The organism is Acidiferrimicrobium sp. IK (genome assembly GCF_025499425.1).
GTDB lineage: Bacteria > Actinomycetota > Acidimicrobiia > Acidimicrobiales > Palsa-688 > Acidiferrimicrobium.
This window is the reverse complement of the sequence record NZ_JAIMCB010000005.1, coordinates 349,830-369,463: the sequence shown is the minus strand read 5'-3', so window position 1 is coordinate 369,463 and position 19,634 is coordinate 349,830. Positions and strand designations below refer to the sequence as shown.

The window sequence follows — 19,634 nt, the reverse complement described above, 5'->3', positions numbered from 1 at the left end:
CACCACGCCCACAAAACGGCGCTCACAACGACCGGTTCGTCGGTCAGTCACACCCGGATGCCCCTCGCTCGTGAACCCGAGTCGCTGAACCCGGAAAACGTGGGTTGTTCAACAGTGTCCTAGCAGCACCGCCGCCTCCTCCCCGGGCAGCGGTCAGCTGTAGGGGCAGTAGTGCTTCGGGTTGCCCCGGGCGTCGGGCGGAGGGAGGTTACGCCGAGGGGTCTCGATCAGCGGGGCGTCGGGCGGGATCTCGCCCCGGGCCCGCTGCCAGCCGGCCCGGGCGCGGGGGTGGAGCCGCACCGCCTCGGGGAGCAACGACCAGCCCAGCCGCACCGCGGTGCCCACCACCGACAGCGCCGCCTGATCCGCCGGGCCCCACCGCAGGCCCAGCCGCTCGCGCACCGCGGGAGGGTACAGGCCGGCGGTCAGCCAAGTGAAGCTCGAGGCGATGGGGATCCGCAGGGCGCTCCACGCCGGCGCGGGCAGCCACTCCAAGAACGGCGGCTTGGGCAGGTGGCTGAGATCCAGCACGTCCCGGGTGGCCCGGTTGTCCTCCAGCACCTCCTCGCACATGTGGTCCCAGTACGCCTGGAAGCTCTCCCAGTCGGGCGGTACCGGGCGCATGCTGACGCCGTAGAGCCGGTACCACTCGATGCTCTCGTCGTAGAGCTGGCGCTTCTGGTCCTCGCTCAGGCGGTCACCGAAGTGCTCGTTTAGGACGATGATGCTCATGAAAAACGTGGCGTGCGCCCAGTAGAACGTGTCGGGGTCCAGAGCGTGATAGCGCCGCCCCTGGCTGTCCACCCCCTTGATGGTGGTGTGGTACCCGCGGATCTCCCGGGCGGTCTGCTCTGCCCGGTCACCGTCGTAGACCACTCCGTTGATCGGGTACAAGGAGCGCAGCAGGCGGGCCCACCGCTCGGCGAAGAAGTCCGAGTGCTCCTCCACGCCGGCTCCCAGCCCGGGGTGCATGTTTTGCAGCGAACCGGCCCACAGGCCGAGGAGCATGCCCCGCCAGTCGCCGAAGTACTTCCAGGTCAGCGAGTCGGGCCCGAGGCCCTTGGCGGCCGGCCGGCGGGCTGCGCCCCGCGCTTCGGCGGCCTCCGGGGCGAGCCCCGACCCGGTTCCGGTGGGGGTGTCGGTATCGGTGTCGGTGTCGGTGTCGTCCACGAGTTGACTACGCACGTTGTCACCATACGATTGACAACGCCCGTAGTCAACTGCCAGCCTGGCTGGCATGTCCGACGCCTCCGCCCCCCACAGCCGGGCGCGACGGGCCGCCACGACAGGCGCTGCGGCGGACGGCGCGTCCCCGGCGCGGGCCCCGGGCTGGGCGGGCACCACGATCGAAGACCGCCGGCGGGCCCGTCAGGGCCGGCTGCTCGACGCCGGGCTCGACCTGATGGGTTCGGGCGGCACCGCGGCGGTCACCGTCCGGTCGGTGTGCCGCTCGGCGAGGCTCACCGAGCGCTACTTCTACGAGAGCTTCACCGACCGCGACGCCTTCCTCCTGGCCGTCTACGAGCGGGTCGCGCTCGAGGCGCAGCAGGCGCTGGCGGCCGCGGTGGCCGCCAGCCCCCCCGATCCGCCCGCTCGAGCCCGGGCGGTCGTCGAGGCGTTCATGGGCATCGTGATCGACGATCCCCGCAAGGGGCGGGTACTGCTGCTCGAGGCCTTCGGTGACCCGACGCTCGCGGCGGCGGGCGCGAACCTGCTCCCGTCGTTCGGCGCCCTCATCGAGGACCAGCTCCCCGGCGAGGCCGGCGGCCGGGGCCCGCTGCGGGCCATGTCGGCTGTGAGCATGGTCGGGGCGCTTGCCCACCTCTTCTCGGCGTGGCTGGACGGCTCCATCACGCCGTCCCGGCGCCAGTTGGTGGACCACGCGGTGGCGGTGGTCCTGGCCCATGTGGCCCTCGCCGCCGGGTAGGCGCCCCGGCGTCGCCCTGCGGGCATCGAGGCAGCTACCCTCCCCGGATGGACGCTCCTCCGGCTCGCGAACGAGAGATCCTGACCTGGGAGCGTTTCGGTGCCGCCAGCCGGGAACTGGCGGAAACCGTCGCCGCTGACGGCTTCGTGCCCGACTTGATCCTGTCCATCGCCCGGGGCGGCCTGTTCGTAGCCGGGGCCCTCGGCTACGCGCTCAGCGTCAAGAACATCCACCTGATGAACGTCGAGTACTACACCGGGATCGACGAGCGGCTCCCGTTGCCAGTGGTGCTCCCCCCGACCCCTGAGCTGGTCAACCTGGAGCACGCCAAGGTCCTCGTCGCCGACGACGTCGCCGACACCGGGCACACCCTCGCCCTGGTCCACGACTTCTGCCGGGGCAAGGTGGCCGACGTGCGCGCCGCGGTGCTCTACGAGAAGCCGGCGTCGGTCATCGCCTGCGAGTACGCGTGGGCCAGGACCGACCGCTGGATCGACTTCCCGTGGTCCTCGCAGCCGCCCGTCGCCGGCAAGGGGACCGGCGAGTCCGCCGCCTTGGGGCACTAGACCGCCGGCGGCCTCCCCCGATCCGTGTCCCCGAGCCGCTCGCCGCTCCGGTAGGTCGCGACGAGGGCCAGGGCGCCGTCTAGGGCTCGGCGCAAGCTGCGGGGATCCCGCCGGGCTTGGGTCAGGACCAGGCCGCCTTGCAGGCTGGCCAGCGTCGAGGTCGCCAGCCAGTCTGCGTCGGTGTCGGGACGTAGCTCGCCCGACGCGATCATGGCGGTCAGGCCGGCGCGGATGTGCTCCTCCCACCGGTCGTATCCGGACGTGAGCACCACCCGGATCTGGTCGTGGTGCTCGCCGACCTGGCTGAGGAGGTTGGCGATCGGGCATCCGCCCTCACCTCCGTGCCGCTCCTGGATGGCCACCAAGGCGTCAGTCCAGCGGACCAAGCCCTCCCAGGTGCCGAGGCCAGCGAAGAGCTCCTGCTGTTCGCCCAGCACCATCTCGTTGGTGGCCTCGGCCACCGCCTTGAGCAGGTCGTTCTTGTCGTCGAAGTAGTGGTACAGCTGGCTGCGAGACGCCGGTGCCCGGGCGCCGACGTCGTCCAGGCTGGCCGCCGACGCCCCCTTCTCGGCTACCACCTCCCGCGCCGCGGCGACTATCCGCTGGCGGGTGGAACGCCCTCTCTCGGTCGTCGGTGCGGCTCCCATGACCCCAGTATTCCCCCAAGTGGACTTGACAGTCCAATACTTCTTCCGCTCTACTGGACTCGTCAGTCCACTTAATCGTTAGGAGCCCCCATGCCCACCACCATTCGCGAGCAGTCCGACCAGGTCAAAGCGGCCGCCGCCGGGCGACTGCCTGCCGAGATCCTCGCGGCGTTCGCCCGCGGGACCGTCGACCTCGTCGCCGAAGGGGTCCCCGCCGGCGCCATCAAGGTCGGTGACCGCCTCGACTCCTTCACCCTCGACGACGCCACCGGACAGCCGGTCAGCTTGGAGGAGATCGTGGCGACCGGCCCGGCGGTGGTCGTCTTCTACCGAGGCGGCTGGTGCCCTTACTGCAACGTCGCGCTTCGCACCTACCAACGCGACCTGCTGCCCCAAATCGACCGCTTCGCGGGCCGCCTGGTGGCCATCAGCCCCCAGACGCCCGACCAATCCCTCTCCACCGCCGAGAAAGCGGAGCTGTCCTTCACGGTGCTGTCCGATCCCGGCAGCCGCCTGGCCGGGAAGATCGGCATCGACTTCCAGCAGACCGACGAGATGCTCGACGCCCAGGGACAGATCGGGGTCGACCTGGCCCAGGTCAACGCCGAGGGCTCCACCCGCCTCCCGCGCCCGACCGTGCTCGTCGTCGACCGCGACCGTGTCGTGCGCTTCGTCGACGTGTGCCCCGACTACACCGCCCGCACCGAGGTAGCCGCCATCGTCGCCGCCCTCGACGCGCTGGCCTGACCGGAGCGACGGCAACGACCGGGCCGACCGGGCGCGCTGGCGGCCGCAGGCCGGTGCGTGAGCCGGCGGGCCCGGGTGCCGCCGGTGACGTCTCTCGGGATCCCAAGCCACGAGGCGTCCTCCGGCCGCCTCGCTACCGCCCTCGACTCGCGTCGCTCGCTCGGTTGGTGTCTGGAGGAAGCGGCCGCGACCCTTTCCGGGCCGGCAGCGGCAGGGCAGCGGAGCGCGCCGCCCGACGCGAACCGCCAGTCGCAAGCCGCGGCCCGATCGCTCGAACCGGGGGGCGTCTTCAGGCGCAGAGGAGACCGCTGAGCAGCCGTGCTGGCGATGGTGCTGCAGAGCCCGCAGTGGACCCCTGAGGTGATGAACGTGAAGGCAGGCGAGGTCGTGTTGGTCCACGGGGCCGGCGGCATGGTCGGCTACGCAGCCGTGCAGCTGGCGCCGCGTCGCGGCGCTCGGGTGATGGCCACCGCGGGGCCGACGTTCGCAGGTGACCTCGAGCGGTTCGGGGCGACGGTAACGCCGTACGGGGAGGGCATGGTCGAGCGGGTCCGGTCACTAGCCGACGGGCCGATCGATCACGTCCTCGACGCCTCACGCCCGAACCAAGGCGCGATCGCCGCGCTCATCGAGATCACCGGAGACCCGAAGCACGTCGTCACGATCAGCAACCACGACGAGGCCCGCAGCCAGGGGGCACGCGTCAACATCGACGAGCTGCTGACCGCGGGCGGCATCCCGAGCTCCGGCTTCCTGGCCGACTACGCCAGGCTCGCGGCCGCAGGCCAGCTCGCCGTCCCGGTGGCGAAGAGCTTCCCGCTCGCCGAGTGGCGCGCCGCCGCCGAGCTCAGCCTGTCAGGGGCACCGCACGGCAAAGTCGTTCTTGTGCCCTAGCCCGCCTCGCCCTGCCGGAGCGGCGCCCGACGTGGAGCCGGCGGGCGCCCGGAGGGCGGGGGAGCGGTCACCAGGCCGGGAAGGTCAGCCATGTCCTCGAAGACGGTGGTCCCCGGTCCCTCCAGCCATTCCCGAGGAGTGAGCCCACCGGCGAAGCCGAGGGAGCGCATCCCCGCGGCCCTGGCCGCCTCGACGCCGGCCCGGCTGTCCTCCACGACGACGCAGGCCGACGGGTCCGCTCCCATCGCGGCCGCGGCGTGGAGGAACAGGTCGGGGGCCGGCTTGCCCCGGGCGACGTCGGTGGCGCTGAATATCCGCCCGTCGAAGCGCTCGAGCAGCCCGGTCAGGCCGAGGGTCAGGCGGATCTTCTCGTGCGGTCCGCTCGACGCGACACAAGTCGGGACGCGCAGCGCGTCAAGGGCAGCCTCGACCCCGGGGACCGGTCGGAGGTGAGCGCGGAACGCGGCGGTGAGCCGCTCCGCGTACCGGGCCGGCCACTCGGGGGCCCGACGTCCGAGGCCGGCCTCGATCTGCTGGAGGGTGTAGGCGTCGCTGCGCCCGACGAAGCGCTCTAGGACGTCGAGCGGGCTGAGCGGCCATCCCATGGCGGTGAGCATCTCCGACTCGATCTCCACCGCCAGCTTCTCGCTGTCGACCAGCACCCCGTCGCAGTCCAATATGACCAGCTGGGGGGCCTCCTCCGTCACCTCAACGCAGCTGCTGGTAGGCGCCGACCCCGCCGCACACCGCCGCGCCGACGAACAAGCCGAGCATCGTCATCGCGAAGATCAGGTCCGCTTTGTGGGTTTTCAGCGCGTAGATCCCGAGGATCTGGGCCAGGACGAGGATCCCGAGCCCGACGAACAGCAGGGTCACGTTCCCGGATGAGGTGCCACGGGCATCCGGGGAACCCTAGTGCCGGCAGCGAGCGGTCAGGGTGCATCCCCGGCCCGGAGCTGAGGTGGTGCCAGCCGTCGGCGAGCGGGCTCAGCGCCTCGGGGCCCAAAGGCCGGTCCCGGCGGCCTCGTCGGCCATCCACTCCAGCCGTCCCGCCCGCACCGCGGTGGACGAGACCGGCCCGTGGGCGACGTCCACTTCGAGGAGAGTGACCCGGGGCGGGGACGGCGCCGGGAGGGGATGAGGCGGCCGGGGGGCGACCAGCACCGCCGGCACCCGGCGCAGCACGTCGTCGCGGGCCGCTTGGGACCCCCCGTACCAGGCCGGGTCGACGAGTTGCGCCCACTTGTCGGCGCCGACGATCAAAACGTCGTAGCCCTCGGCGATGTCGACCAGCAGCCGGGCGCTGGTCAGCCGGGCGCCCAGCCACGGCCTCGACGCCCGGCACGCTTCGAGCACCGCCAGGCGCGCCGAGGGGGCCGGGCCGTGACGGTCCTCCTTGCCCAGCGCGACCTGCGAGATGATCAGGTCGACGCGGTCCAGCCCGGCCTGGCGGCGGGCGGCGTCGGCTACCGCCAGGTGGGCGACGGTCGGGGGATCGAACGACCCCGGGTAGGCCCCGGTGCGCATCACTGCAGCATGGCGCCTGGGAGGCGCCTACGCCACCGGCCCTCGCGCCGCTCCGGGCGGGCGGGGGCGGTGGCGTCGCGGCGTCAGTAGCGGTAGGCGTCGGACTTGAACGGACCCTCGAGCTCCACGCCCAGGTAGCCGGCCTGCTTCTCGGTGAGAGAGGTCAGCTTCACGCCGAGCTTGTCGAGATGCAGGCGGGCCACCTTCTCGTCGAGGTGGCGGGGCAGCACGTACACCCCGGTCGGGTAGTGCTCGGTGCGGGTGAACAGCTCGATTTGGGCCAGCACCTGGTTGGTGAAGCTCGATGACATCACGAAGCTCGGGTGACCGGTGGCGCAGCCCAGGTTGACCAGGCGGCCCTCGGCCAGGACGATCACGGAGTGGCCGTCGGGGAAGTCCCACGCGTCGACCTGCGGCTTGATGTTCGTGCGGGAGATGCCCGGCACGCGGGCCAGGCCGGCCATGTCGATCTCGTTGTCGAAGTGGCCGATGTTGCAGACGATGGCGTTGTGCTTCATGCGGGCCATGTCGGCCGCGGTGATCAAGTCGCGGTTGCCGGTGGCGGTAACGAAGATGTCGGCGTCGGCCACGACGTCGTCGAGGGTGAGGACCTGGTAGCCCTCCATCGCCGCCTGCAGCGCGCAGATCGGGTCGATCTCGGTGATGATCACCCGAGCGCCCTGACCGCGGAGGGACTGGGCGCAGCCCTTCCCCACGTCGCCGAACCCGCACACCACCGCCACCTTGCCGGCGATCATGACGTCGGTGGCCCGGAAGATGCCGTCGATGAGCGAGTGCCGGCAGCCGTAGAGGTTGTCGAACTTCGACTTGGTCACCGAGTCGTTGACGTTGATCGCCGGGAAGCGCAGCGTGCCGGCCTCGGCCCGCTGGTAGAGGCGATGGACTCCGGTGGTGGTCTCCTCGGTGACCCCCTTGATGGTCTTGGCCATCGAGGTCCAAAGGGTGCCGTTGTCGCGCAGGGTCCGGTTGAGGGTGGCGAGGATGAGGGCGTACTCCTCGGAGTCCTCCGGTCCCAGCTCGGGCACCTTGCCCTGCTCCTCGCACTCCGCCCCGAGGTGGACGAGCAGCGTGGCGTCGCCGCCGTCGTCGAGGATCATGTTGGGGCCGTCCCCGTCGGGCCAGCGCAGCGCCTGCTCGGTGCACCACCAGTACTCCTCGAGCGTCTCGCCCTTCCAGGCGAAAACCGGAACGCCGGCGGCGGCGATGGCCGCGGCGGCGTGGTCCTGGGTGGAGAAAATGTTGCACGACGCCCAGCGCACCTCGGCACCGAGCGCCACGAGGGTCTCGATCAGCACCGCGGTCTGGACGGTCATGTGCAACGAGCCGCTGATGCGGGCCCCGGCCAGGGGCTTGCTGTCGCCGTACTCGGCTCGCAGGGCCATCAGGCCCGGCATCTCGACTTGCGCCAAGTCGATCTCCCGGCGGCCGAAGTCGGCCAGGCCGATGTCGGCGACGCGGTAGTTGACGGGGGTGGCAGTGTCAGTCATGGGGCTCCTGTAGCTGGAGGGATGTGCGGGATCGGCAGGTTGGGGCGGCGCTTCTGAGAGAGCCACCACGCGATGTCCGCCGAGCCGGGGCCGTCTGGCCCTGTCCATCTGGTCAGCCCGAACCCGTCCATCTTACTGCGCGCCGCGAGGCGGATAGCTTCCCAAGGTGCGCACTCTGGTCATCACCGCCCATCCCGACGACGTCGACTTCGGCGCCGGCGGGACCATCGCCTCGTGGACCTCGCAGGGCATCGAGGTCAGCTACTGCATCGTCACCGACGGCGACGCCGGCGGCTTCGACCCGGCCGTTCCCCGAAGCGAGATCCCCGCCATCCGCCACGCCGAGCAGATCGCGGCAGGCCGGCAGCTCGGCGTCGAAGAGGTCCGGTTCCTCGGCTGGCAGGACGGACGGGTGGAGCCGACCACCGCGCTGCGCATCGACTTGAGCCGGGTCATCCGCCAGGTCCGCCCGGAGCGGATCGTCACCCACAACCCCGAACGCAACTGGGACCGCATCGGCGCCAGCCACCCCGATCACCTGGCGGTGGGGGAGGCGACGGTGCGCGCCGTGTACCCCGACGCCCGCAACCCGTTCGCGTATCCGGAGCTGGCCGACCTCGAGGCCCACACCGTGGGCGAGGTGTGGCTGATGGGCGGCCCGGGCGCCGACACGTGGGTAGACGTCACCGACAGCTTCGAGCGCAAGCTGGCCGCGCTGCGGGAGCACACCAGCCAGGAGACCGACCGGGGCGGCGGGCTCGAAGCCAGGCTGCGGGAGTGGATGAGCGCGACGGCGGCCCAAGCGGGGTACCCCGACGGCCGCCTGGCCGAGGGTTTCCGCCGGGTGATCACCCGATGACGGCGTCTTTCCTCACCGTTTCCTCGCGCCGGTCGAGGCTCGCCCCCGGCTCCCGACAGGGTTGTGAACTGTTCGTCGGAGCGAGTGGTTGTGTCTCAATCGGGGATGGGTGTCACACCTCCCTTGTGATGATGGTGGTCGTGAGGCTGTCGGAGTGGGTGAGGGTCAATGGCGTGAGCCGCCAGGGCGGGTGCGGCCGGTTCCATGCCGGTGCGCTGCCGGTGTCGGCCGGTCAGTTGGCGACGGGGATGATCCTGGTCGGGGAGCCGCCGGCTGGCGGGGCCGGCGTGGCGTTTTACGCCAGGGTGTCCTGGGGCGATCAGCGCGCCGATCTGGACCGCCAGGTGGTCGTCGACGAACTGCGAAGACGGCACCAGCCCCGAGCAAGACAAGACCGTCACCACCACCCGCCAACAGGTGGCCCCGAACCCGTCCTCGTCGGAAATGACAGATGAGACAAGTTTCGGAACGGTCCGTAGGCTCGTCGGCATGTCCTATGACGCCCTCCTCGTCGTGTCCTTCGGGGGTCCGGAGGGTCCCGACGACGTGATGCCGTTCCTCCGCAACGTGCTGCGGGGCCGGGACGTGCCCGAGGATCGGGTGGTCGAAGTGGCCCGCCAGTACGACCGCTTCGGCGGGGTCAGCCCGCTCAACGGGCACAACCGGGCGCTGATCGCCGCCATCGAGGCGGACCTGGCCTCGCACGGGCCGGCCCTGCCGGTGTACTGGGGCAACCGCAACTGGCATCCCATGCTCGCCGACACGGTGGCGGCGATGGCGGAGGACGGGGTGCGTCGGGCGCTGGCGTTCGTGACCTCTGCCTACGGCGGCTACAGCGGCTGCCGGCAGTATCTGGAGGACATCGAGGCGGCCCGCTCGGCGGTCGGTGCCGCCGCGCCGGTGATCGACAAGCTGCGGTTGTACTTCAACCACCCTGGTTTCGTGGAGCCCCTCGCCGACCAGCTGCGAGCCGCCCGGGCGGACGCCGGGCCCGACTCGCCGGTGCTGTTCAGCGCGCACAGCGTGCCGGTGTCGGCGGCCAAGTCGAGCCCGTACGAGGAGCAGCTGCGGACCACCGCCCGCTTGGTCGCGGCCCGCGCCGGCGTGGCGGAGTCCGACTGGCAGCTGGTGTTCCAGAGCCGATCGGGGTCCCCGTCGGTCCCGTGGCTGGAGCCAGACGTCCGCGACGCCCTGGCCGCGCTGGCCCCCGACCACGACGCGGTGGTGGTGGCGCCGATCGGGTTCACCTCCGACCACATGGAGGTCCGCTTCGACCTCGACACCCAAGCGGCGGAAACGGCCCGCCAGCTGGGCCTGCGGATGGTGCGGGCCGGGACCCCGGGAACCGACCCCCGTTTCGTGGAGATGGTCCGCCAGTTGGTCTCCGAGCGGCTGGGGCCGGAGCGGCCCGGCTCCGAGCGACTGTCAGCCGGCGGCGCGGTGTGGCCCGATCGGTGCCCGCCGGGATGCTGCCCGGCCCCGGCTCGGCGCCCGGCGCGGCCGGTAGGGTCTGGGACATGACCGATCCTGCAGGTGACGAGGACCGCTTCGCGTCGCTTCGATCCGAGGTTCGCGCCGCGCTGGCATCGCGCCTGGAGGTGCGCGACCCCGCCGCCGCGGGACTGGTGCTCGGCGCCGGCAGCGACGACTTCGAGTCGGGCCGGCGCTACTTGAAGCTGCTGGCCGACGGCGGGTGGGCGGTGCCGTCATGGCCGACCGAGCACGGCGGGATGGGCCTCGCCGGCGACGAAGCCGACGTCGTGCGAGAGGTGGTGGCCGAATTCGACGCGCCGGACATGTACCCGTTCCTGGTCGGCTTGGAGCTGATCGGCCCGACCATCTTGGCCCACGCCTCGGAGGAGCAAAAAGCCCGGTGGCTGCCGGGGATACGCGACGGCAGCCAGATCTGGTGCCAGATGTTCTCGGAGCCCGACGCCGGAAGCGACCTGGCGAACGTCAAGACCAAGGCGGTGCGCGACGGCGACGGGTGGCGGGTCAGCGGGTCGAAGGTGTGGACCAGCCGCGCCCACTACTCGCAGTGGGGGCTGCTGCTGGCCCGGACCGACCCGTCGGTGCCCAAGCACGCCGGCATCACCGCGTTCGCCATCGACCTGTCGTCTCCGGGTGTCACGGTCCGCCCGCTGGTGCAGATGAACGGCGACGCCCACTTCAACGAGGTGTTCCTCGACGACGTGGTCGTGCCCGATGCCGACCGCATCGACGAGGAGGGGCGGGGCTGGAAGGTCGGGATCACCTGCTTGAGCTTCGAGCGGGGTTCGCTGGCCGGCGACCAGGGGATCACCGTGGACCGCTTGATCGCCCTCGGTCGGGCCAACCGCGTCGAGCGCCGGCCGGTGGAGCGGGACCGTCTGGTGCAGCGGATCGTGCAGTTGCGGGTCAACCAGATGTCGGCGCTGCGGGCCGCCGCGGCCCGCCAGGCCGGCAAGGCGCCCGGGCCGGAGGACTCCGGGGCCAAGATCCAGACCACCAGGATGGTCAAGGCGACCGCCGCCCTGGCGCTCGACCTCGAAGGCCCCGCCGCCACCGTCTACCAGCCGACGGCCGCGTCGCCGGCCGGCGCGCCCGACGCGTGGCAGACCATGTTCTTGGTGTCGCCTTCCCTGTCGATCCGGGGCGGGACCGACGAGATCCAGCACAACATCCTCGGTGAACGGGTGCTCGGGCTTCCCCCCGAGCCGCGGGTCGACAAGGCCCGGCCGTTCAGCGACCGGCCCGACCAGTAGCGCCGGCCAGGCTGGCCGGCTTCTAGCCGGCCAGCCGGCCCGGCTTCTATCCGGGCCGGGCGGCCGTCTTGCCGGTAGCGGGGTGGGCTCGCCACACTGCACCGGGTGGCCGTGCTCGTCGATGTCGCAGGAGTGTCGGCCGTCCGTCCCGGACGGCCGCTGTTCGAGGACCTGTCGGTCACCGTCTCCGACGGGGACCGCCTAGGGGTCGTCGGCATCAACGGGACCGGCAAGTCCACGCTCCTACGGCTGCTCGCCGGCGTCGACCAACCCGAAAGCGGCGTCGTGCGCAAGGGGCGAGGGGCGCGAGTCGGGTTCCTCGACCAGCGGGCGGCGCTGCCGGCCGGGACGGTGCGAGCCGCGGTCAGCGCCGGCGCGGCGGGCAGCGGCGCCGGGACCGGCGCGGTAGGCGGCGGTGACTGGGAGGTCGACGCGGTCCTGGACCGCCTGGGCATGGCCGCCCTGGCCGATGCCGACGTATCGCAGCTGTCGGGGGGGCAGGCCAAGCGGGTGGCGCTGGCCCGGGTCCTGGTCCAGCCGGCGGAGCTGCTGATCCTCGACGAGCCCACCAACCACCTGGATCTGGCCGCCATCACCTGGCTGGAGGACCGCCTGGCGGGTCACCGGGGCGGCTTGGTGCTCGTCACCCACGACCGCCACCTCCTCGACCGGTTGACCACCCGCATGCTGGAGCTCGACCGCGGATCCGCCTACGTCCACGAAGGCGGCTACGCGTCCTACCTAGACGCCCGAGCCGAGCGGGACGAGCGGGCGGCCACCGGGGAGGCGGTCCGGCGCAACCTGGCCCGGCGGGAAGCCGCGTGGCTGCGCCGCGGCGCCCCGGCTCGGACCCGCAAGCCGCAGGCCCGGATCGCGGCCGCCGAGGCGCTGCTCGCGGCGCGGCCCGCCGAACCGGCCCGGCGGGGGGACCTGGACTTGCACTTCGGTACGCCCAGGCTGGGCGACAAGGTGATCGAAGTGGAGCACGCGTCGGCCGGCTACGACCCCGACGGTCCCCTGGTCCTCAAGGACGTGACCCTCTCCCTCGACCGCCGAGACCGCCTCGGGGTCGTCGGCCCCAACGGGGCCGGTAAGACCACCCTGCTCGACGTGCTCGCCGGCCGGCGCCCCCCGGCGTCGGGCCGCGTCGAGCGGGGCCCGACGGTCGTGATGGGCGTCTACGACCAGCACGGCGCCGACCTGGACCCAAGCGCCCGGGTCCGCGACGTCGTCGCCGGCCCGGCCCGGGTGCCGGGCACCCCGGAGGACAATCTGCTGATGGAGCGGTTCTGGTTCACCGGTGACCTGCCCTGGGCCCGGGTCGCCACGCTGTCCGGCGGCGAGCGCCGGCGCCTGCAGCTGCTCAGCGTGCTGGCCGCCCGGCCGAACGTCTTGTTCCTCGACGAGCCGACCAACGACCTCGACCTCGACACGCTGCGGGTCCTCGAGGAGTTCCTCGAGGACTGGCCCGGCGCGCTAGTGGCGGTCAGCCACGACCGGGCGTTTTTGGAGCGGGCCACCGAGCACGTCGTCGCCGTAGGCGCCGACGGCGGGGTGCAAGAGGTCGCCGGCGGGCTGGCCGGCTGGCTGGCGGCCAGCGGGGTGCCGGTGGCGGCCGACCGGGCGGGAGGCGGCCGCACGCCGTCGGTGGCCGGCGGAGGAGCCCCGCCGCGGGCTGCGGGCTCGCCGGCGCGGGCCGCGGGCTCGCCGGCGCGGTCCGGGGGTTCGCCAGCCGGGGCGGCGGGCGCCGGCAGCCGCTCAGGTGCGGCAGGTGGCGGGAGCGGGGGGCGCTCGGCGAGCACCCTCAGCTTCCGGCTCCGGGAGACCGAGAAGCTGATCGGCCGCCTCGAGCGGCAGCGGGACCGCCTGGCGGAGGAGATGGCGGCTGCCGGCGACCACGTGGAGATGGCCCGAGTCGGCTCGGCGCTGGCCGAGATCCAAGGGCAGCTCGACGACGCCGAGGAGGAGTGGCTGGCGCTGGCCGGGGAGGCGGAGGCGGGGCGGTGAGGCCGGGCGGGGCGCCGGCGCTGTCGCGTTGGCGGCGTTGTCGTCAGGGCGGGTGCCGCCGACGAGCTGGCGGGGCGGGTCTCGCCGACGACGTGGCGGGGGCGACCCATCCGAGGTCCAGTTGGCCACCGGGGGAAGTGGTCAACTGGACCTCGAGGCGAGACAGGCGTCCAGCGGGGGAGTGCCCCCGTCAGTTGACCAGGGTGACTGACCTGGTCTGAACGCCCCACGACGCGCAGTCGCTGTAGGTCGGCAGCCACAGATCCAGGCGGTGACCGACGATGGCGCCGCCGGTGTCCTGAGCGATCCGGGTGCCCACGCCGGCGATGTCGATCGTCGAACCCATCCGGATGACCGACGGGTCGACCGCCACGGTCGCCATCGAGGTGCGAGCACCGCTCGCGGTGGTGCCTCCGAGGTCGTAGCAGGTGACGACGAACGAGCCGAGCGGCTGACCGCCGACGCTGCTGGCCTGCACCTGGGCGCTCACGGGGGGAGGCGGGGGTGCGGGGGCGGTCGCCAGCCAGTAGCTGTCGTCGGTGGTGCCGGGCGCCATCGCAGTCACCGCAGTCGAGCTCGGCTCGGGGGCCAGCGCACCGCTGTAGAGGGCGTCCCCGAAGCTGAACACCCCACCGTCGGACGCAGCCATCCAGTAGCCGTCACCGGTGGGGGAGGGAGCGATGGCCACGATCGGCTTGTTGAGCTTGGTCGAGCCGAGCGACCCGTGGAAGGCGGCGTCGCCGAAGTTGAAGATGCCGCCGTCAGACGCGGCCAGCCAGTAGCCCTGCCCGGAGCGGGTGGCGGCGATGCCGACGATCGGCTGGTTGAGCGGGGTGGAGCCGAGCGATCCGTGGAAGGTGGCGTCGCCGAACTCGAATATGCCGCCGTCGGACGCGGCGAGCAGGTAGCCGTTGCCCGTGGGGGTGGCGGCGATGCCGACGATCGGCTTGTTGAGCGGCGTCGACCCGGTCGAACCGAAGAACTTGGCGTCGCCGAAGGGGAACACGCCCCCGTCCGACGCCACCAGCCAGTAACCCTTCCCGTCGGGGGTCGCGGCGACGCCGACGATCGGCTTGTTCAGGTGGGTCGCGCCGAGCGAACCGTAAAACCCGGCGTCGCCATAGGGGAACACCCCGCCGTCGGCGCCGACCAGCCAGTAGCCGGTGCCGCTCGGTGTGCGGGCCATGCCGACGATCGGAGCGGCCAGAGCCGAGCCGGGAGCGCCGAGCACGGGGGCCGACCCGAAGCCGCCGACCGCTCCCGGCGTCGTCGCCGGCGGGCTGGGCACGCTCGGCGTGACCGCCGCGGCGGTGGTGGCGTGCAGGTCTACCTGCGGCGGGGCGACCCGGTGGGTGGACGCTGCTCCAGGCACCAGGACGCCGGCGCCCACAGCCACCAGCGGCAGGGCCGCGGCGAGAGGGCGGGGAAGGCGCCCCGGCATGGTTCGCCGCCAGCGAGGCGGTCGAGCGTGCTGGGGCTGGTAACGGGGCGCGCCCGAACAGAGGCGCTGGGAACTGCTCTCAGTTGATGTCAGGACTACTTCTCCCTCTCGTTTCAGCGCGCCGGACCGGTCTGCGAAGGGGGAAGTCGCGACCCGGCTCAGCGCGGGCCTCCGCCGGAAAGGGGTAGGCGGAGGGGGGGGCGTACAGCGCCTGCCGGCGGTCTCTGGGACAGTCACCCGGGCGCGTTGTCGTTTCTCAGCGGGGAAGCATACAGCCTCTCGGCGGGTTGAGACCAAATCTGTATCCCCGCAAACCGGTCTTTACGTTGTGTGGCTGCGCCGCCACTGGACCATCAGTGCTGGTCAAGGTATGTAAACGGCGCTCTCGGACCGGTCCCCCAACCCGATGGATACGGTGCTCCATATGGGCCCTATGACCCTACGCGAGTGGTCATCTCGGCCACGGGGAGTGTCGGGGAGGGGGCGATGCGACGTCAGTTTTCGCTCAGTAATGACCAACCCAGCAGCCGGCCGCAGGGAGGGGGATACGGGACACGCGGGACCGGCCCGGAGGCCTCCCGAATGTCCATCCCGACGCCCTCTGGCCGGCCGCCACGTACCAGCGGGCCGGACTGGACTGCCGTCGTGGTGCCGTGACCAGGGTGCGTCCGGGGCATCGCCATTAACATGTCCCGGTCAGCCGCCGGGGTTGCCTCCGACGGGACCGCCGCCGCAGGAGGACTCCGTTGCCAGACCAGCCCGAAGTGCCCGAGCAGCCCCGCACGACCGTCACGGTCCGAGACGGTGTGGCCGACGTCAGGCTCAACCGGCCCGCGAAGCTCAACGCCTTCGACCGGGGAATGTTCGACGCTTTGGTGGCTACCGGCGAGGCGCTGGCCGCCGACAACCGGGTGCGGGCGGTGGTCCTCTCCGGCGAGGGCCGGGCGTTCTCCGCGGGGCTGGACCTGTCGATGTTCGGGCAGATGGCCAACCCGTCCTCGTCGGTCGGTCAGGACCTGGTCGGCGGGCGGGTCGCCGGCCCGGCCAACCGGGCGCAGCAGGCGGTGTGGATCTGGAGGGCGCTGGAGGTGCCGGTCATCGCCGCGGTGCACGGGCCGGCGCTGGGCGCCGGCTGCCAGCTGGCGCTCGGCGCGGACTTGAGGATCGTCGCTCCCGACGCTCAGCTCTCGGTCCTCGAGATCCGCTGGGGGCTGATCCCCGACATGGCCGGGACCTACCTGCTGCCGAGGTTGGTCGGTCCCGACGTGGCCAAGGAGCTGCTGTGGTCGGGTCGCATGGTCTCGGGGGAAGAAGCGGTGCGCATCGGTATGGCCACCCGGGTCGCTGACGACCCGCTCGCCGCAGCCCTCGATCTGGCCGGGGAGATCGCATCCAAGAGCCCCCACGCCATCCGTCAGGGCAAGCGGCTGATCGACGCCTCGCTGGATCGGGGGCCCGAGGAGCAGCTCCTCGACGAGGAAAAGACGATGGTCTCCCTCATCGGCAGCGCCAACCAGAAGGAAGCCGTCGCAGCGTGGTTCGACAAGCGCCCTCCGGCTTACTCCGACGTCTGAGGGTGCGGGACGTTCCGCTTCGCGGTGTGTGACCTCCGTCGGTCTCCGCTAACGGCTCGCGACATCTACCCTGGGAGGGTGACCGAAGCGCAGGAGACCACCCCCACCCTCGAGCCGATCATCTCGGCCTGGCGCTCTGAGCTCGACGGCCAGGGCTCCGTGTCCGCCACCGACGTCCAAGACCGCCTGCTCGAGCTGTGGGGCCACCTGCCCGACGGGGAGGTCCGCTCCGAGATCGAGCGGTGGCTGACCGAGACCTTGGCCCGCCACCTGTACGCAGCCGAGGACATCGACGCCCGCCTCGAGCGGGTCCTCGCCAGCGTCTAGCCCGGCCAGCAGCCGCTCGCCCTACACGAAGCCGAGGGCGGGGAACTTGGCGCCGAGCACCCCGGTCGGGTCGACGCCGAGCACCCCTGCGAGGATGGTCGCGTACACCGAGCGGAAATCCACGCTGTAGCGGAGGTTGCCGCTGGTGTCGAGGGCGGTGAGCGACGGCTGGTCGCCGTAGAAACCGCCTTTGACGCCGTGGCCGGCCACGAGCAAGGCGCTGGCGGTGCCGTGGTCGGTGCCGCCGCTGGCGTTTTGCGCGACCCGCCGCCCGAACTCCGACACGGTGAACACCACCACGTCGGCGGCTCTCGGCCCGGTGCCCACGGCGTTGAGGAACGAGTCCAGCGCTCCGTCCAGCTCGGCGAGGAGCCGCTCCTGGCCGGCCTTCTCGTCGGCGTGAGTGTCGAAGCTCGACAGCGATACCTGATACACCCGTGTCGGTGCGCCGGCGTTGATGAGAGCGGCGACGGTGGCCAACTGGTCGGCGAGCGCGCCCCCCGAGGCGGCCGCCGTCGCCCTCGCTGCGGCGCCGGTCCCGCTCGTTCCGGGCCCGCTCGGGGTGGTCCCTGCCGGTGCGGTCCCGCTCGTCGAGGTGCGTCCGGTGAGGCTGGCGAGCGAGCTGCGAACCCGCAGCAGATCGGCCGCCGAACCCGACACCGCGGCGGCCAGCGGACCACGGTCCGGGCCGGGCTGAGCGCAGGCAGTGAAACCGGCGATCATCGGGGCCCGGCCGGGGAGGGTGATGGTGCCCGACGTGATCGCGGTGGCCGCCTGGCGGTCACCGCGAAGGGCGGGAGGAAGGGTCGCCCCGACGCTGATCGCCCGCATCGGGTCGGTGCCGGTGGCGTCCAGCCAGCGTCCCAGCCACCCCGACCCTGCGCCGCTGGCCTCGGCGGTCTGCCAGATGTCCATCGACTGGAAGTGGCTGAGGCTCGGGTCGGGGTAGCCGACGCCCCGCACGATCGCCAGCTGGTGGCTGTCCCACCGCTTCTTCATGAGCGGCATCTTCGGGTTGAGCCCCAATCCCTCCGCGAGGGGCAGCACCTCGTTGGGTTTGTACCCGAGGTCCGGACGGCCTGACTGGTACGCCGGGTCGGCGGCTGGGACCACAGTGTTGAGCCCGTCGTTGCCGCCGTAGAGGGTCACCAGCACCGCCACCCCGCTCGTAGAGCGCACTGCGCCCGCCGGCCGGCCGCTACCGGCCGCCGGGGACGTCGCCCACGGGCGGAAGGCCAGCCCGGCGCCGAGCAGGCCGGCGCCGGCGAGCGCCCCCGCTCCGGTCAGCACCTGCCGCCGGCTGAGCAGGCCGGCGCGCCGGGGTTCCCGGCCGACACCGGAGGGGTCTTGCTCTGCGGGAACTAACCCGGCGTCGGGCTCCCAGCCGACGGTGCCGCGGTCGGGGTCGCCCGGCGGCGGCCCGGGCTGCCCGGTGGGTCCGATCGGGGTGGTCACGGATGCCTCCTCATGCCAGCACGTACTCGGGGGCGGTCAACGCGACCGCGACCAGCGACCGGGGATCGGACGCCGCATGGTGGAGGGCGGCCGCGGTGGTCGCTCCCCACCCGTCGATGCCGAGCGCAGCGGCGACGGCGTCAGCGCGGCCGGAGACGGGCACGGCCTCGACGGCGCGCAGGTCCGCGGCGGCGGCCATGGCGGCGGCGATGTCGAGACGGGCCAGCGCGGTGGCGGTGTCCAACCAGTAGGCGTTCTGACCCCATCCGCTGACGTTCGGCGGGTCGAAGAGGGTCTGGGCCAGCCTGGTCGACAGGGCCGCCAGGTTCGGGGCCCGCCGGCTGCTCGCCGCTGCTGGCGGGACCGCGCCGGCGCTGCGCTGCAGATCGGCGTCCAACCCGAGCGCCCGGGCCGCCCCGACCAGGTACTCGATCGGCTGCTTGACCAGCCCCTGGCGTGACGCGGCGGACCGAAAACCGGGGTGCAAGAAGACCGCCCGCAGCGCCGCGGCCACGTCGAGCCCCGGCCCGTACGCCGGCAGGACATCGGTCACGACCTGGTCGGCCGGTCCCACCGGGTACGCGAAGTGGCTCCACAGCTTGGCGACCACGAAGCGAGCGGACGCCGGATCGGTCACCGCCAGGTGGATGATGTCCTCCCCGCCGAAGGGCCCCGTGTGCCCCAGGTAGGTCTTGACGCCGGTGTCGTGCTGCGCGGCCTGCAGGTGCCACGCGCCCGTCCGAGGGTCGGTGACCCACCCGGTGAAGCCGCGGGCGGCGGCCACCACGTCGGGTTGCCCGTAGTTGCCGATGCCGAGCGTGAACAGCTCCATCAGCTCCCGGGCGAAGTTCTCGTTGGGATGAAGCTTCTTGTCGGTGGCGGTGTCGAGCCACCGCATCATCGCCTCGCCCTTGGCCACGGCCTGGGTCAACGCCTCGAACGAGCCTGCGCCTGCGGTGCGCAGCAGCTGGTTTTGTTCGTACATCGCCGCCACGTCCTGCACCTTCGAGTAGCCGGTGGCGAAGTGGCCGTGCCAAAACAGCGTGAGCTTCTCTCGAAGCGGCGTCGAGGTGACCACCATGCGCTGCGCCCACCACCGCTGCAGCTGCAGGTGCTGCGCGCCTTGCGCTTCGCGCTGGGCTTTGCGGGCGTCGGATCCGGGCGGCCCTGCCGGCTTGGCCAGGTGGGAGACCGTCGGCACCGGCACGGCATCGCCGGCAGGGTCCGGTCCCGACAGGCCGCCGACGAACGCCTCGACGGTCGCGTCGTAGCCGGCGGCGGTCGCGGCGTCGAGCTGGGCGGGCGTCGCCCCGAACCCGGCCCGGCGGTATAGCAGCGCCACGTCGCTGCGCACCTGGTCCATGGCCTTGAGTAAGCCACCCCGGCTTTAGGAAAGTGTGATCGCCCGATC

The 19,634-nt window shown here is 72.2% G+C and carries 20 protein-coding genes; 11 read left to right on the top strand and 9 right to left on the bottom strand.

Features of this window, described 5'->3' with window-relative positions:
* Positions 1 to 153 precede the first annotated feature (153 nt).
* Positions 154 to 1,185, bottom strand: a complete 1,032-nt coding sequence (locus K6U06_RS11175; protein WP_262322005.1) for an oxygenase MpaB family protein — start codon at positions 1,183 to 1,185, stop codon at positions 154 to 156.
* 52 nt (positions 1,186 to 1,237) lie between these two features.
* Between K6U06_RS11175 and K6U06_RS11170 the strand changes: the two genes are divergently transcribed.
* Together K6U06_RS11170 and K6U06_RS11165 are read left to right on the top strand one after the other, a co-directional pair.
* Positions 1,238 to 1,927 (top strand): TetR/AcrR family transcriptional regulator, encoded by a 690-nt coding sequence (locus tag K6U06_RS11170; protein WP_262322004.1) that lies wholly within the window; start codon positions 1,238 to 1,240, stop codon positions 1,925 to 1,927.
* Between the two features lie 47 nt (positions 1,928 to 1,974).
* On the top strand, positions 1,975 to 2,493 hold the full coding sequence (locus tag K6U06_RS11165) for a phosphoribosyltransferase (RefSeq protein WP_262322003.1): 519 nt from the start codon (positions 1,975 to 1,977) through the stop codon (positions 2,491 to 2,493).
* Here the strand turns inward: K6U06_RS11165 and K6U06_RS11160 are convergent.
* Complete coding sequence (locus K6U06_RS11160; RefSeq protein ID WP_262322002.1) at positions 2,490 to 3,140, bottom strand: TetR/AcrR family transcriptional regulator; 651 nt, start codon at positions 3,138 to 3,140, stop codon at positions 2,490 to 2,492. The genes K6U06_RS11165 and K6U06_RS11160 overlap by 4 nt on opposite strands.
* A 90-nt stretch (positions 3,141 to 3,230) precedes the next feature.
* On the opposite strand from K6U06_RS11160, the gene K6U06_RS11155 reads away from it, so the two are divergent.
* A complete protein-coding gene (locus K6U06_RS11155) occupies positions 3,231 to 3,887 on the top strand; it encodes a peroxiredoxin-like family protein (protein WP_262322001.1) in 657 nt (218 codons plus the stop codon).
* 327 nt (positions 3,888 to 4,214) lie between these two features.
* Entirely contained in the window at positions 4,215 to 4,781 is a 567-nt protein-coding gene (locus K6U06_RS11150) for a zinc-binding dehydrogenase (RefSeq protein ID WP_262322016.1), read from the top strand.
* Here K6U06_RS11150 and K6U06_RS11145 read toward each other — a convergent pair.
* The 4 genes from K6U06_RS11145 to ahcY form a co-directional block, all read right to left on the bottom strand.
* Positions 4,778 to 5,488, bottom strand: coding sequence for an HAD family hydrolase (locus tag K6U06_RS11145; protein ID WP_262322000.1), 711 nt, complete (start codon positions 5,486 to 5,488; stop codon positions 4,778 to 4,780). The two genes, K6U06_RS11150 and K6U06_RS11145, sit on opposite strands and share 4 nt — an antisense overlap.
* Before the next feature lies 1 nt (position 5,489).
* Positions 5,490 to 5,657: a hypothetical protein gene (locus K6U06_RS11140; protein ID WP_262321999.1), complete on the bottom strand. Its 168-nt coding sequence runs from the start codon at positions 5,655 to 5,657 to the stop codon at positions 5,490 to 5,492.
* Positions 5,658 to 5,768: 111 nt separating this feature from the next.
* Positions 5,769 to 6,308: a hypothetical protein gene (locus K6U06_RS11135; protein WP_262321998.1), complete on the bottom strand. Its 540-nt coding sequence runs from the start codon at positions 6,306 to 6,308 to the stop codon at positions 5,769 to 5,771.
* Positions 6,309 to 6,391: 83 nt separating this feature from the next.
* Positions 6,392 to 7,816 carry an adenosylhomocysteinase gene (ahcY, locus tag K6U06_RS11130; RefSeq protein ID WP_262321997.1) on the bottom strand — a complete coding sequence of 475 codons (1,425 nt, stop codon included), beginning with the start codon at positions 7,814 to 7,816 and terminating at the stop codon, positions 6,392 to 6,394.
* A 166-nt stretch (positions 7,817 to 7,982) separates the two neighbouring features.
* Between ahcY and K6U06_RS11125 the strand changes: the two genes are divergently transcribed.
* From K6U06_RS11125 to K6U06_RS11105, 5 genes are all read left to right on the top strand, one after another.
* Complete coding sequence (locus K6U06_RS11125; protein ID WP_262321996.1) at positions 7,983 to 8,675, top strand: PIG-L deacetylase family protein; 693 nt, start codon at positions 7,983 to 7,985, stop codon at positions 8,673 to 8,675.
* Positions 8,676 to 8,848: 173 nt separating this feature from the next.
* Positions 8,849 to 9,130, top strand: coding sequence for a hypothetical protein (locus tag K6U06_RS11120; protein ID WP_262321995.1), 282 nt, complete (start codon positions 8,849 to 8,851; stop codon positions 9,128 to 9,130).
* Positions 9,131 to 9,164: 34 nt separating this feature from the next.
* Positions 9,165 to 10,196, top strand: a complete 1,032-nt coding sequence (locus K6U06_RS11115; RefSeq protein ID WP_262321994.1) for a ferrochelatase — start codon at positions 9,165 to 9,167, stop codon at positions 10,194 to 10,196.
* On the top strand, positions 10,193 to 11,419 hold the full coding sequence (locus K6U06_RS11110; protein ID WP_262321993.1) for an acyl-CoA dehydrogenase family protein: 1,227 nt from the start codon (positions 10,193 to 10,195) through the stop codon (positions 11,417 to 11,419). The genes K6U06_RS11115 and K6U06_RS11110 overlap by 4 nt, the downstream gene beginning before the upstream one ends.
* A 105-nt stretch (positions 11,420 to 11,524) precedes the next feature.
* A complete protein-coding gene (locus K6U06_RS11105; RefSeq protein WP_262321992.1) occupies positions 11,525 to 13,426 on the top strand; it encodes an ABC-F family ATP-binding cassette domain-containing protein in 1,902 nt (633 codons plus the stop codon).
* Between the two features lie 190 nt (positions 13,427 to 13,616).
* Here the strand turns inward: K6U06_RS11105 and K6U06_RS11100 are convergent, their stop codons facing one another.
* Entirely contained in the window at positions 13,617 to 14,867 is a 1,251-nt protein-coding gene (locus tag K6U06_RS11100; protein WP_262321991.1) for a 3D domain-containing protein, read from the bottom strand.
* A 746-nt stretch (positions 14,868 to 15,613) separates the two neighbouring features.
* On the opposite strand from K6U06_RS11100, the gene K6U06_RS11095 reads away from it, so the two are divergent.
* A complete protein-coding gene (locus tag K6U06_RS11095) occupies positions 15,614 to 16,441 on the top strand; it encodes a crotonase/enoyl-CoA hydratase family protein (RefSeq protein WP_262321990.1) in 828 nt (275 codons plus the stop codon).
* Positions 16,442 to 16,519: 78 nt separating this feature from the next.
* Positions 16,520 to 16,768: a hypothetical protein gene (locus K6U06_RS11090; RefSeq protein ID WP_262321989.1), complete on the top strand. Its 249-nt coding sequence runs from the start codon at positions 16,520 to 16,522 to the stop codon at positions 16,766 to 16,768.
* 21 nt (positions 16,769 to 16,789) lie between these two features.
* Here K6U06_RS11090 and K6U06_RS11085 read toward each other — a convergent pair whose 3' ends face one another.
* Positions 16,790 to 18,223, bottom strand: coding sequence for a DUF1501 domain-containing protein (locus K6U06_RS11085; protein WP_262321988.1), 1,434 nt, complete (start codon positions 18,221 to 18,223; stop codon positions 16,790 to 16,792).
* Positions 18,224 to 18,233: 10 nt separating this feature from the next.
* Positions 18,234 to 19,586 (bottom strand): DUF1800 family protein, encoded by a 1,353-nt coding sequence (locus K6U06_RS11080; protein WP_262321987.1) that lies wholly within the window; start codon positions 19,584 to 19,586, stop codon positions 18,234 to 18,236.
* Positions 19,587 to 19,634: the final 48 nt, after the last annotated feature.